The organism is Embleya sp. NPDC005575, from assembly GCF_040605455.1.
In the GTDB taxonomy this organism is placed as follows: Bacteria; Actinomycetota; Actinomycetes; order Streptomycetales; family Streptomycetaceae; genus Embleya.
The window spans coordinates 1-12,412 of record NZ_JBEXCV010000204.1 but is presented as its reverse complement, the minus strand read 5'-3'; the positions used below and the strand labels follow the sequence as shown (position 1 = coordinate 12,412).

14 protein-coding genes and 1 pseudogene are annotated in these 12,412 nt (G+C 71.4%); 7 read left to right on the top strand and 8 right to left on the bottom strand.

What is annotated here, in order from left to right; genetic code table 11:
* Positions 1-337: 337 nt before the first annotated feature.
* Positions 338-874: a hypothetical protein gene (locus ABZS54_RS38530; RefSeq protein WP_355546828.1), complete on the bottom strand. Its 537-nt coding sequence runs from the start codon at positions 872-874 to the stop codon at positions 338-340.
* 265 nt (positions 875-1,139) lie between these two features.
* On the opposite strand from ABZS54_RS38530, the gene ABZS54_RS38525 reads away from it, so the two are divergent.
* The 3 genes from ABZS54_RS38525 (at position 1,140) to ABZS54_RS38515 (ending at position 2,095) form a co-directional block, all read left to right on the top strand.
* Complete coding sequence (locus ABZS54_RS38525; RefSeq protein ID WP_355546826.1) at positions 1,140-1,445, top strand: hypothetical protein; 306 nt, start codon at positions 1,140-1,142, stop codon at positions 1,443-1,445.
* Positions 1,446-1,494: 49 nt separating this feature from the next.
* Positions 1,495-1,665: a hypothetical protein gene (locus tag ABZS54_RS38520; RefSeq protein WP_355546824.1), complete on the top strand. Its 171-nt coding sequence runs from the start codon at positions 1,495-1,497 to the stop codon at positions 1,663-1,665.
* 97 nt (positions 1,666-1,762) lie between these two features.
* Positions 1,763-2,095, top strand: coding sequence for a hypothetical protein (locus ABZS54_RS38515; protein ID WP_355546822.1), 333 nt, complete (start codon positions 1,763-1,765; stop codon positions 2,093-2,095).
* A 277-nt stretch (positions 2,096-2,372) separates the two neighbouring features.
* Here ABZS54_RS38515 and ABZS54_RS38510 read toward each other — a convergent pair whose 3' ends face one another.
* Positions 2,373-3,959 (bottom strand): ribosomal protein L7/L12, encoded by a 1,587-nt coding sequence (locus ABZS54_RS38510; protein ID WP_355546820.1) that lies wholly within the window; start codon positions 3,957-3,959, stop codon positions 2,373-2,375.
* A 353-nt stretch (positions 3,960-4,312) separates the two neighbouring features.
* On the opposite strand from ABZS54_RS38510, the gene ABZS54_RS38505 reads away from it, so the two are divergent.
* Positions 4,313-4,666 (top strand): hypothetical protein, encoded by a 354-nt coding sequence (locus tag ABZS54_RS38505; RefSeq protein ID WP_355546818.1) that lies wholly within the window; start codon positions 4,313-4,315, stop codon positions 4,664-4,666.
* Positions 4,667-4,797: 131 nt separating this feature from the next.
* Here the strand turns inward: ABZS54_RS38505 and ABZS54_RS38500 are convergent, their stop codons facing one another.
* The 4 genes from ABZS54_RS38500 to ABZS54_RS38485 form a co-directional block, all read right to left on the bottom strand.
* Positions 4,798-5,256, bottom strand: a complete 459-nt coding sequence (locus tag ABZS54_RS38500; protein WP_355546816.1) for a TrmO family methyltransferase — start codon at positions 5,254-5,256, stop codon at positions 4,798-4,800.
* Complete coding sequence (locus ABZS54_RS38495; RefSeq protein WP_355546814.1) at positions 5,253-6,707, bottom strand: radical SAM protein; 1,455 nt, start codon at positions 6,705-6,707, stop codon at positions 5,253-5,255. Before ABZS54_RS38495 ends, ABZS54_RS38500 begins: the two co-directional genes overlap by 4 nt.
* Positions 6,704-8,110: a radical SAM protein gene (locus tag ABZS54_RS38490; RefSeq protein WP_355546813.1), complete on the bottom strand. Its 1,407-nt coding sequence runs from the start codon at positions 8,108-8,110 to the stop codon at positions 6,704-6,706. The genes ABZS54_RS38495 and ABZS54_RS38490 overlap by 4 nt, the downstream gene beginning before the upstream one ends.
* Positions 8,111-8,232: 122 nt before the next feature.
* Positions 8,233-8,466 (bottom strand): hypothetical protein, encoded by a 234-nt coding sequence (locus tag ABZS54_RS38485; RefSeq protein WP_355546811.1) that lies wholly within the window; start codon positions 8,464-8,466, stop codon positions 8,233-8,235.
* A gap of 248 nt (positions 8,467-8,714) precedes the next feature.
* Here ABZS54_RS38485 and ABZS54_RS38480 point away from each other — a divergent pair, with 248 nt between their 5' ends.
* On the top strand, positions 8,715-10,082 hold the full coding sequence (locus tag ABZS54_RS38480) for a helix-turn-helix transcriptional regulator (protein ID WP_355546809.1): 1,368 nt from the start codon (positions 8,715-8,717) through the stop codon (positions 10,080-10,082).
* Positions 10,083-10,089: 7 nt separating this feature from the next.
* Here the strand turns inward: ABZS54_RS38480 and ABZS54_RS38475 are convergent, their stop codons facing one another.
* Positions 10,090-10,290 carry a GNAT family protein gene (locus tag ABZS54_RS38475; protein WP_355546830.1) on the bottom strand — a complete coding sequence of 67 codons (201 nt, stop codon included), beginning with the start codon at positions 10,288-10,290 and terminating at the stop codon, positions 10,090-10,092.
* Between the two features lie 40 nt (positions 10,291-10,330).
* Positions 10,331-11,176: pseudogene (locus tag ABZS54_RS38470) on the bottom strand (GNAT family N-acetyltransferase); the annotation flags it as partial.
* Positions 11,177-11,249: 73 nt separating this feature from the next.
* Here ABZS54_RS38470 and ABZS54_RS38465 point away from each other — a divergent pair.
* Together ABZS54_RS38465 and ABZS54_RS38460 are read left to right on the top strand one after the other, a co-directional pair.
* Entirely contained in the window at positions 11,250-11,786 is a 537-nt protein-coding gene (locus ABZS54_RS38465; protein ID WP_355546807.1) for a hypothetical protein, read from the top strand.
* Positions 11,787-11,967: 181 nt separating this feature from the next.
* Entirely contained in the window at positions 11,968-12,336 is a 369-nt protein-coding gene (locus ABZS54_RS38460; protein ID WP_355546805.1) for a hypothetical protein, read from the top strand.
* Positions 12,337-12,412: the final 76 nt, after the last annotated feature.

Genomic DNA, 12,412 nt, shown 5'->3' with positions numbered 1-12,412 from the left:
CCAGCACTGGCCGGTCCTGCCGACCGAGAGTCGGATCCCGAACCCGTCGGCCAAAACAGCGAGTTCACGACTGGTGTATTGGCAGCCGCGATCGGCAACACACCCCGAGCGCGGACGACTTCCAGTAGGCACCACCGATCCCCGTCACCGCAAGGCCTTCTTCGCTCGGGGTGGGGCGGTGTGCCCTCCCCTCACTCTCCGCGCCGTCGGATGCCCGCGCGGAAGCGGTGTCCGGTCACGGGCCACGCCTGGGGGTACAGCCCTTGCATCAAAGGTGCATCGAAGGTGCGTCAAGGGTGCACGGAAGTTGCACGGTCGGGTGGTAGTGCGCGGGGCGTTACGCCGGTGCGAGGGTGGGGATGCGATCGCTGCGCCACAGCAGGACCTGGGTGGTGTCGGCGCCGTACCAGCCAGTGCCGTAGGCCACCGCCAGGCCCGGGTACTCCCCGGCCCACTCCTCGAGTTCGGCCCGCTCGTCCTCGTCCACCCCGTACGGCGCCGCCGTCAACGCCACCGGCTGCCCGCCCAGGGACCAGGTGGTGACGTGGTCCGTCCAACGCCACCGGTCGCACTCGCCGTACGGACATCCGGCACTGCCCCGCCGGCGCAGCCACTGCGGGCAACAGCCCAGGCCGTCCGGGCACAGCCCGTGGCGCTCGGCCCACTCGACGAGGATGCGTTGGGCGTCGCGGCGCCCGCGCAGGGCCGCCTCGAACGCGGCGTCCGGGTCGTCGCGGGTGCGGTAGTTGCGCCGGGGCGGGTCGGCGATGCCGTACGGCCAGGCGATGGTGCCGTCCTCGTGGCGGCCGAAGAGCGCGACGGCGCGGGCGTTCACGTCGCTCGGGTCGTCGAGGTCGGGGCCGGTGCTCGTCATGGATCGCCTTCCGATCGCGGGTGGGCCGGGCGGGCCCGGGGCAAGGGGCCACCCGGACGGGTGACCCGTGAACCCGTCGGTCCGCGGGCAGGTACACCCCGGGGCGCGGTTCCGGGTCCTCGGGGAAGGAAGGCCCGGACCGCGCCCACCCTGGCGCCGACGCCCGGTGAACGAGGACCGGGAACAGCGGATGCGGGCATTGCGACGTTCGGGGCACCACACACCCGGCCCAAGCCGAAGGCGGGCCGATGGGTACATGTATCGCATGGAACGCGTCCACTGGCCGGTGGTGGTCGATCGGGCCCGGGAGATCGTCGCCGAGTACGACGCCGGCGTGACCTTGAGACAGCTCCGGTACCGGGCGATCTCCGAGCAACTGGTGCCGAACACGCCGTCGATGTACCGCCGGCTGTCCTCCCGCCTCGCGCAGGCCCGGCGCGAGGGTCGCTTCCCCGACCTGGTCGACACCCTGCGCGAGGTCCACGTCCCCCGGCCTGGACCGACCACGCCGAGTTCCTGGACCAGGCGCCCGACTGGTTCCGACTCGACCGCACCCGCGGCCAGGATGTAGCCGTGTACGTCGCGGCGGAAAAGGACTCCCTGCGGCGAATGTTCAGCTCATGGTTGGCCGACTCGGTGTGCCGGTGCTGGTCGTGCGCGGCTTCGGCAGCCAGTCCTACGTCGACGTCGTCCACGCCCGCGCCGCCCGCGATCCGAGGCCAGCCGTGTTGGAGTACATCGTTCTCCCGGGCATCTCCGAGTGTGGTGTGACGATGCACTGCATCGGGTGAGACCGGGTTCTTCCTCGCATCTCTGAGGCTGTCGTGATCGTTGCGACACGTTGCATGACGAGATGGGAGTAGGACTTTGCGGGTTTTCCCTGTACGGATGCCGTCCGGTACGCGGTACTGGACGGTGCTGGACGACGACTTGGCCGTGGTGGCGGAAGCGGACGCGTTCCTGCGGTACGTGCGGTTCGGGCGGGATCAGGCCGAGTTGACCACGCGTACGTACGCCGGGCACATGGCGCTGTACTTGCGCTGGTGCGATCGCACCGGCCGCGACTGGCGGACCGCCGCGCAGGATCTCGGGTTGTTCACCGTGTGGTTGCGGTACGGGACGCGGGACACCACCGGCATGGATCGGCCCGCGGTGGGCCGCGGCGTGGTGATGGCCGGGCCGGGGATCGAGCCGCACAGGCAGCCGCCAACCGCGAGCTGATGGCCCAGCTCAACCGCGGACGCGACGCACCTCGTCATCCCGGCTGAAACACCAGATCACCGGGCTCCTTGCGATGGCGGACTCTGGAGACGGAGGCCGCGATGCCGAACAAATGCCCCCGCGGGCCGCAGCCGCACCGGCGGCCCAAGCGGAAGACCCTCCGGGTGCTGACCGCGGTCGATACCCGGACGGCCTCCCGTCGAGCGCCGCACAGATATCAATCTCTGTGGTCACGCTGCCGGCACACAAGGATCCCAGCTCAGAAAGAACCCCCGAGTCACCACGTGCGCTGGACTGGGCGCACCGTCACTGCGGCGCCGGCTCGCTTCAAGGTGGTCTCGGCCTTGGCCGCAGCTTCGGCGCCGACCGCCTCCAGAATCGGCCTGGGTGGCGTCTCGACAAGGTCCTTGGCTTCCTTCAGCCCGAGCGATGTCACCTCACGTACGACCTTGATGACCTGGATCGGCTTGTTCCCAGCAGAGTCGAGGATGACATCGAACGAGGCTGCGGGATCACGCCGCCACGTGCGCTGGACTGGGTGCACCGTCACTGCGGCGCCGGCTCGCTTCAAGGTGGTCTCGGCCTTGGCCGCAGCTTCGGCGCCGACCGCCTCCAGAATCGGCCTGGGTGGCGTCTCGACAAGGTCCTTGGCTTCCTTCAGCCCGAGCGATGTCACCTCACGTACGACCTTGATGACCTGGATCGGCTTGTTCCCAGCAGAGTCGAGGATGACATCGAACGAGGCTGCGGGATCACGCCGCCACGTGCGCTGGACTGGGCGCACCGTCACTGCGGCGCCGGCTCGCTTCAAGGTGGTCTCGGCCTTGGCCGCAGTTTCAGCGCCGACCGCCTCCAGAATCGGCCTGGGTGGCGTCTCGACAAGGTCCTTGGCTTCCTTCAGCCCGAGCGATGTCACCTCACGTACGGCCCTGATCACCTGGATCGGCTTGTTCCCAGCAGAGTCGAGGATGACGTCGTATCCCCCCTCCCCGTCCCTGCGACCGTGTTGCGTCGGCGGGTTGGTGATTCCCACGAGGGTGGTGGGTGCCGCTGACCACACCCCTAGTGCCGCGATCGCGGCACTTGCGTCAGGGCGGTGTTCGGGCTTCTTCGCCAGCAGTTGCTCGATCAGCGCGGTCAGTGCGCCCGCGTTCCGCAAAGGCGGATGTGGCTCGAAGGCCACTGCCGCCATGATCGCCGCCACCGACATACGTCGAAACGGCGAGGTTCCCTCGACCGTCTCGAACAATGTCGCGCCGAGAGAGAAGAGGTCTCCTGCCGGGTCGTCTGCGTCTGAGGCCGCACCGAAACGTTCGGGAGCCATGTACTCGAGGGTGCCGACAACCATGCCGGTCGAGGTGAGCGAGATGTCGTCGCGGTGCTTCGCGATACCGAAATCAGTCAGCAGCACCTGCCCGTCGGCGGTCAGCATGATGTTGGCCGGCTTGACGTCCCGGTGCACGATCCCAAGGCGGTGCGCGGCCCTGAGAGCCGCCAGTACCCCGAGCGCGATCTTGGAGGCCCGTTCCGGTTCGAGGCGGGTGCGCCGCTTGAGTTCCTGGGCCAGGGACATACCGTCAACGAGACGCATCACCACCCACGGCAGGCCATCCTCGGTAACCACGTCATACACGGCCACCACGTTCGGCTCGTCGCGTAGCGCTGCGGCGTTGCGCGCCTCGCGCTTCGCCCTGGCGATGAGCTCCGCCCGCTCGGTTGCGGAGGTGTGCGGGTCGATCTTGATGCGCTTGATCGCAACCAAGGCATTCAAGCGCTCGTCGTGCGCCCGCCATACCTCGCCGAACCCTCCCGCGGCTATGACATCGAGCAGCCGATAGTGACCACCGATCAACCGCTCCGCCACGAGAGCCCTCCGTCATCAGTTTCGAGGTTGCCAGCAGCGTACTTCGCGGACCCGGCAGGGTGTGTGCGTTCTTGGATGATCAGCTGGTGGCGCGAGCCGGGTCGAGTTTCACTTCGCTGCGGGCGGATGTGGCCCCAACACAGCGGGGTCAGGCCGCGTACGAGCACCTGTCGCTCCGAGCCGCCACCCGCTTCCAAAAGAGGGCGGCGGCTCGTTCCCTCTTCCAGTCGGCTCGTGCTGTCGGCATGCAAGGGCGTGTCTCTCGTGCACCACACCTGTTGCACGCGACATCGTCGCCCTGACCGCTTCTGAGCTGCGTGGATTCGAACCGCGCGCTTGTGGCGCCCCGGAGAATGGTCGGTGATTTCGACTGCTCGGGCGAGGACGTCGAGCGGGACTGGGTGGCGCGGACGGGGTGTTGGGCGCGCGTGGAGCGGGTGCTGCTCACCGACGAACAGAGGAGGGCGTACGAACTGCCCGCCACCGAAGGCAAACGCGGCGACCCTCGATGGCCGGCGTTCGCCGCCCGCCACGGCTTCGACGTCGACCACCCCGTCCAGTGGGAGGTCGAGGCGCTGGAGCCCTCCGAGCTGCGCCGCCTGGTCCTGGCCGCCGTCGAACCCTTCATCGACCGCGACGTCCTCGCCGACGTCACCGCCGAGGAGGACCGGCAACGGCGGGAGCTGCGCGCCTTCCTGGCCGAGTGACCCGGCACCTCGTGACGTCTCGATCCGGGGGCGTTACCCGCGCAGGTCACCGCAAGGCTCGTGACGTCAGAGACGCATTGTTCGCGTCGAGACGGTTCTCCGGATCCGCGGCCGGACGCGTCCGGTCTCGCCTATTGCAGGTGTGTGCCGGCGAGGGTGAGCGCGGGTTTGAGGTCGAGCAACGGCGTGCCGTCGACGCAGTCCATGCCGCGGACGGTGACGACGCCGGGTGCGGTGTCGAGGATTTCGGCGAGGGTGACACCGATCGGGTTGGGGCGGTGGACGCCGCGCGAGGCGCACACGCCGATCGGTGGGGCGTCGTGGACGACGGGGCGGGTGAGGATGTCACGGTCGCTTTGGTGTCCCCACCACAGGACGAACAGGCGCACCCCGGGGACCAGGCCCAGCACGATGTCGGCGTAGGCGGGCGCGAGGTGGATGCGCGCGGGTTCGGGGCGGCTCCACGGCCGGCGCGGGCAGTCCTCACGTGTGGCGTACCCGGTGCGGATGACACCGAGCGTGATCAACGGCCCGGGGCCGGCGTCGACGGGGGGCGCGGGTGGTTGCTCCGTCGTTCGGCCGCCCGTCATCGGTCCCCACCGGCGGCGGAGGCGTCGGTGGGGACGCGTTCGACGTCGGGCAGCAGAGCGAGCAGGCGGGCGTGGTAGGCGGGCCAGTGGTCGCGCAGGATGCGGTCGGGGTCGGTGACCATCCAGGTGAGGAGTGCGCGGGCGGGGAGGTCGCAGCCGGTAAGGCCTTGGTCGTAGCCGAGGGCGTACAGGCGGCATCCGCCCCCGCACAGGGTCAGGAGGGGGCAGGTGTGGCAGCCCATGTCGGTGGTGTGCAGGCCGGTCAGCGGCAGTCGGTCCTCGTAGCCGGGGGCCAGGACGTCGTTGTCGTCGTGGAGCGAGCCCATGGTGAGTTCGGGGGCGAGTTCGGTGAGGATCGGGCATTGGGTGACCTGGCCGCTCGCCTTGAGGGTGACGAGTGCGGCGTCCTCGCGGCAGGGGTGTCCGTCGCCTTTGGCGGTCAGGACGTGCGGGTTCCGCAGGGCGGACGTCATCAGGTGGTTGCCCATGCGCACGTCGTAGGGGTAGGCAGCGCGGGCGTGTTCGCGGAGCACGGCGGCGTAGAAGCGCAGGCCGAGGGTGGGGTGTGGTCGGGTGCCGAAGAGTTGGCGGCGGCGTGCGGGGTTGTCGGTGCGCTCGCCGGTGCCGAAGTGCACGGGGACGGCCATCCGCAGGTTCCAGGCGCGCAGGTTGGTGTAGCGGCGCAGGTGTTCGCCGATCTCCAGGACGCCGTCGACGGTTTGTTCGCCGAAGAGGTTGGTGGTGCACACCAGGGGGTAGCCGGCGGTGTCGAGGTCGGCGATGGGCGCGTAGGGGTCGGACAGGTGGCGGTAGCCGGGGCGGATGCGGTCCAGGAGGGGGCCGCGCAGGGCGTCGAGGGAGATGCGGAAGACGGTGGTGGTGGGGAGGGCGGTCAGGATCTTGTCGCGGACGTCCTCGGTGAGGAAGGTGGCGTTGGTGCTCACCGACGCGACCGCGACGCCGCGTTCGCGCAGCTGCTCGGCGAGGGCGAAGAACTTGTCGGTGAAGTGGGCGGAGAAGACCTCCCCGCCGGTTATGGACACGGATTTGATGCCGCCGCGTTCGACCTGGTCGAGGATGCGGGCGAACTGGTCGTCGGGCCAGCGGGTGCCGTGTTCGTTGTGGTAGCAGTGCGGGCATTGCCCGTTGCATGCGGACGTCGGTTCCAGGACGGCGTGGTGGGCGCCGGGCAGGATCGAGCCCTCGCAGCGTTGGCCCTGGTCGATGAGGTCGACGAACGCCGCGTAGTCGGCGGCGGCGCGGTCGGGCGGGACGAGGAAGCGGGTCGTGAGTTCTCGCAGGGCGCCGGGGCCGGTGCCGTGTCGGGTGAACACGTCGTAGAAGGCGACGCCGGCCGGGTCCAGGACGAGTTTGCGGCCCGAGACGGAGTCGGTGAGGACGTTGCCGTCGGTCAGGCTGAGGCGTTCGGCGAGGGTGGGTGCCTCCATCATCGGTTCCCCTCCGAACGCTTGGGCCGGGCGGGCGCGGCGGTCGCCAGGGGCAGCAGGCGGCGCGGCGGTTGTTCGACGCCGGGGTAGGCGCGGACCTTGGGGAGATGGCAGCCGCCCTTGCAGGCGGCGAACTGGCCGCACCCACCGCACGCGTCGTTGTCCGGCTCCAAGGCCGCGCGCACGGTGGGGACGATCCGCTGCGTCCACACGGTGGCGATGCCCTCGTCGACGTGGCCGGCGACGACGCCGGTGTGCGGGCAGTGCCGTACGTATCCGTCGTAGGACACGCTCCCCCACAGCAGGCCGGCCGCGCAGTGGTCGTCGAACGCCTCGTCCACGGGGGCGGTGATGGCGGTGGGGGTGTCGGTGAGGCAGTGGCGGGGGGCGCACGGCACGCGGAAGTCGACGGTCCCGGCGGTGCGTTCGCGGCAGTGGGTGATCAGGTCGGCGACGGCGCTCGCGGCGACCGGGCGGCACGGGTCGTTGGGGCCGGTTGCCACGTAGGGCATGAAGGAGACGTGGGCGACGCCGAGCTCGCGCAGGGTGTCGACCATGGCGGGCATCTCGGCGAGGTTGTCGGCGGAGACCAGGGCCTCGGCCATCACCGTCATTCCCGCGGCGACGCCGGCGCGGATGCCGCCGATGGCCTGGGTGTAGGCGGCGGGGTTGAGGGCGAGGGCGTTGTGGGTGGCGGCCTGGCCGTGGAGGGAGACCAGCAGGACGCGCACGCGGCGGGCGGTGAGCCACGCGGCGAAGGCGTCGTCGACGCGGACACCGTTGGTGAACAACTCCAGGTCGAAGCCGGCCGCGCTGGCGTGTTCGACGATCTCGCGGAACTGCGGGTGCAGGGTGGGTTCCCCACCGGACAGTCGGATGCGCAGGCACCCGCCGGCGGCGGCCTGGTCCAGGATGCGGCGGGCGGTGTCCAGGGGCAGGTGCAGGCCGGGGGCGGTGCCCGTGACGCTTGCGGAGCGCTGCCCGAGCGTGTCGGACACCTTCCACGTGTTGTAGCAGAACGTGCAGTGCCAGTTGCAGGCGGCGGTGATCTCCACCTCCAACGCCAGGGGGAACGGCACGTCGACGGCCGCCCAGTCGGCCGGCGCGCCGGACTTGCGCACGGGCCGGGGCCGATCCGGGGCGGTCAGGATCGTGTCCCAGAACGCGGCCAGGTCGGCGGCGGCACGCTCGATGGGAAGGGCCAGCGCGAGGGCCGCCCGCCGGGCCGGGGACACGTCGGGCCCGGCTGCTTCGGTGTCCGAGCGGGCGAGGACGGCGGCGGCCATGATCTGCGCGGCGGGGTTGAGCCGGTGCTCCAGGCCGTGGGCGCGGTTGTAGAGCAGGGACAACTCGGGGCGGTGGACGAAACGGCGCCGCAGCTCGGCGTCGGGCGGGAAGGTCGACACGGGCAGCCTCCTGAGGATGGGCCGGACGGGCCGCGGGGCGGCCGGGCGAGATGCGCCGGGCCGCCCCGCGGGGTGGTGTGGTCGGCGCGTGTTCACGCCGGCGCCGACGGCGGGTCAGGAGTTCAGAAGGAGCACTGCGGCGGGTCGGCCTCGGCGGTCTGCGCGGTGGGCGCCGCGTAGCCGGGGACGACGGTGTACAGGACCTGGTGGGCGCCGTCGGCGACCTCGTGGACCGCCTCGATGACCAGGCGGTCACCGGCGGCGGTAACGCGGGCGGCGACCTCGATCACACCGGCGATCGACGTCGCGGTCAGCGGCTCGGTGGTGGTGGGCGCCTCGATGGCCTGCTGGCTCATGTTTGGTTCCTCTCGTCCGTGATGTCCCAGGAGCACCGTCCGGCGTGTCGCCGGGCGGTGGTGTCGCCCTTCCAGACAAGCCGCCCGGGCCGGTGGCGCGAAGCGGTCACACCGGGGGCAGGGGGAGGGTGTCAAGCCCCCACCCGGGAGCGAGACGCGGCACGGGCCGGGCGGCGGCGCGGTGGGGGCCGACGGCGCAGGCGCGGGTGGGTTCTCGATGAGGGTGGGATGCGCTACCGTCCGCGCGTATGGAGGCACCGGTCGTGGTTCCCGGAGCACGTCATCCCCTGGTGCAGGTGCGCCGTGATCGGGGCTGGTCCCAGCAGGGCCTCGCCGACCGGCTGTGTGCGCTCGGGGCCACGCGGGGCGTGAACATCGCCACCACCAAACGCACCGTGTCCACGTGGGAGAACGGCCGGCACGAACCCGACCCGCCCGCACAGCAGTTGCTCGCGGTCCTGTTCGGTGTCGCCGACGGCGACCGTGCGGCGATCCCGTGGCCGGAGTGGATCCCCGTCGAGCGCCCCGACCTCTACGCACCGTGGACCGTGCGCAGTACCGTGGCCGCACTGGAGGGTGTGCAAAGGAGCGCGCACATGGACCGGCGGGCATTCCTGACGATCACCGGCGGCACCCTGTCGGCCGTGCTCCACGGCTGGCTCACCGCCGACCCCGAGGCCGCCCACGCCGTCACCCGCGGGCGCCGTGTCGGCTCCGCGTTGCTGACCCGGATCGAGGCGCACATCCTCGAACTCCAACACGCCGACGACGCGTTGGGCGGCGGTGACCTCCTGGGGGAGACGGACGCGGCCCTGGCCCTGGTCACCCACCTCCTCGGCGCCTGCACCTACACCGACGCCCAGGCCCGGCGTCTGTTCGCGGCCGCCGCCGACCTGGGGCGTATGGCCGCGTGGGGGCGCTTCGACGTCGGCCGGCACGCCGCAGCCCAGACCTGCTACCACGCCGCGCTCCGCGCCGCCCAGACCAGCGGGGACCGGCAACTGGGCGCCAACACACTGGCGTTCATGGCCATCCAGGCCTACAGCACCGGGCACCCCCGCGACGCCGACAACCTCGTGCGCACCGCCCAGACCGCGGTGCGCGGGAACTCCACCCCGGCCATCGACGCCATGCTCGCCGCCCGCCGCGCCCGCGCCCTGTCCAAGACCGGCGACGCCGGCGCGTGTTTTCGCGAACTCAACCGGGCCGCCGACCTCGTGGGCGACGGTCCCGGCGAGGACGACCCTCCCTGGGCGTACTGGATCATGCGCCCGGAGATCCTGATGCTCACCGGGAGCTGCATGCTCGACCTCGGCGACCCCAAACGGGCGCAGGAATTGTTCACCGAGGCCGACCGCACCTACGGCGACGACTACACCCGCACCCACGTCCTCTACCTGTCCCGCATGAGCACCGCACTCGTCCAGCAGGGCAAGATCGAGGCCGCGTGCGCCCACGGCGACCACGCCCTGGACCTCCTCGACGAGATCAACTCCGGCCGCGGACTCGACCACGTCCGCGACACCGTCACCCTCCTCGCGCCCCACCGGAACGTGCCCGCCGTGCGCGACTACCTCGACAAGGCCCGCAACAGCCCCGCCCTGCGCACCGCCTGAACAGGCCTCAACGCGCGGAGTCGGACTGCCACTCGGGAGCGAGCGCCGCGTACACGATCGTGTCCCGCCACGCGCCCCGCAGGAACACATCCTGACGGCGCGTCCCCTCGAGGTACATCCCGGACCGTTTCAACACCCGGCCCGACGCCGCGTTGTCCGGCTCGTGCCCGGCCCACACCCGATGCAGACCCACCGTGGAGAAACGCAAACCCCAACAGCGCCTGAAGGGCGGCGCCCGCGTAGCCGCGGCCCCACGCCGACCGCCGCACGGCGAACCCCACGCTGCCCACGCCCGGCGACTCGACGACCAACGCGATCGTCCCCACCACCGCGGCGTCCTCGACGGACTCGATCACGAGCAGGTACTTCGTCCGCGGTTCCCGCCGGGCGAGTTCGATGTTCTCCTCCACATAGGCGCGGGTCGCCGCCTCGTCACGCACCCCGAACCCCAGGAACCGCACCACCTCCGCGTCGAACACCTCCCCCACCGCGCGGACATCCGCGGGGACGAGATCACGCAGGACCACACCACGACCCGACACCCACACCGAACCGGGGGATCCGACGGCGGGACTCGACAACTGCTCGGCACTCACCCCACCACCGTAACGACCCACACCAAGCCCATCACCCGGATTCCTCGGCGGACACAAGCGCGGGGCGAGCCGCTTCCCGATCACGTCCGAACCGCAACCGACCCCCGATGGTCCGAAGAGATCGACGCGTCGTCGACGACACCCGGGCGAGGTCCCCGCCGCCACCACTCCCGCGCCGTACCCGCCGATGGGGGGCGCCCACCGTCGGGACGGCTCTCGTCCCCCGTCCGCCGAACCGCGGCGCCGGGCACGGCCACGGCGTGGTGCCGCGTGCGCCGCATGGCCCCGATGCGCCTCGCCCACCGGACAGCATCGCGCCGCGCGGCGCCGCCGTGCTGTCTGGTGGGTTCCCGGTCCTCGATACCGATCGGGTTCGGGGCGACAGCTTCTGGGGCACCCGCTCCGCCTCCCACGATCGCGGATCCGCCGGCGCTCTTGTCCGGATGATTCGTCCGGATTCGCGGGCGCCCGCCCATCCCTGTCGACCGCGAGACGCATCGATGTCGACCGCACACCGGACCGCCACGTCTTCCTGGCGCAGCCTGTTGCGGGGTTCGCTCGTTCACCGGGCATGAGCAACCCACCCCCGCACGGCGGTCCCGGCCCCCACCCTGAGACGAGCACCTCGCCGGAGCAACGTGAGGCGTTGGAGCGCATCGCCGCGGCCGGGGGCAGCGCCGGTGCCTGGCTGAGTGGCCTGGGCCGTCCGGGTGGGCCGACGTGGGCGTTGGCCGGGGCCGTCGAGCACACGTTGGGCGGGTTGAGCCCGTACGGCCCGGCCGAGGTCGGACCCCGCCCCGGGCTCCCGCACCCTCAGGGCGAGTTCCTGCCCTATCTGGACCCGTACGAGAGCCCGGCCGGGCCGGTCGTCGGCGCCGTGCCGCTCGCACTGGCCGAGACCGTCGCCGTGGTCACCCTCGCGGGCTGCGCCCGCATCGCCACCCGGGTGATGACCTGCCCGGGGTGGGTCGAGCAGCTGCACGTGCTGGCCGAGGCGATCGACGACGCCATCGAGCACGCCACACACCCCGACCACACCCTCGAACACCTCCTCGGCCCACGATCCTCCGGGCGGCCGGACGAAGATGGCCCGGCGCAGTGGCGGTGAACTGCGCCGTGTGGGGGTCCGGGTCCGGTGTCGGCGCGATGCCGCGGCCGTTCCTCGGTTCCGCCCCGGCGCCGGCGTCGATCGGGTCAGGATGTGAGCTCCACCGACGACAGGAGCAGGGTGTGGCCGAACGCGAGCAGGTCGAGGACCGGGAGCAGGCCGGTCCGGTCGGGCGTGTCCGTTGGGCGCGCGATCGCGGCACGACTGCGACGGTCCGACCGACGACACGGGCACGTTGTTGCTCGGGTGGGTGGCGGCCTGCGGCGGGGCGGAGGACAGTGCGCCGGGGTGTGCGGTGCATCTGGGCGAGGTGCTGGTGGTGTGGCGAACGCGTGCGCAGAGCGTCTACGTGCGCGATCCCGGTAGGCCCGCAAGGACGGTCGACAACTACGCGGTCACGGGCGTGCCGTACCGGCCCTCCGAACCCTCGCCGCGGCCGTTGACGCCCTCCCTCGACGCGGCCGCGCCGATCACCGGGCGCGATGTCGCGGCCGCCGACCGGGCGTTCGCGGGCGTCCGGGAGTGTGCCCACTGCGGCTGCGCCGCGTAGCGGATCCGGGTAGGGAGAACGGAAGAGCGACGTGGAGGGAAAGAGTGACGTTCAACCCCGATAGAAAGCGGAGGTC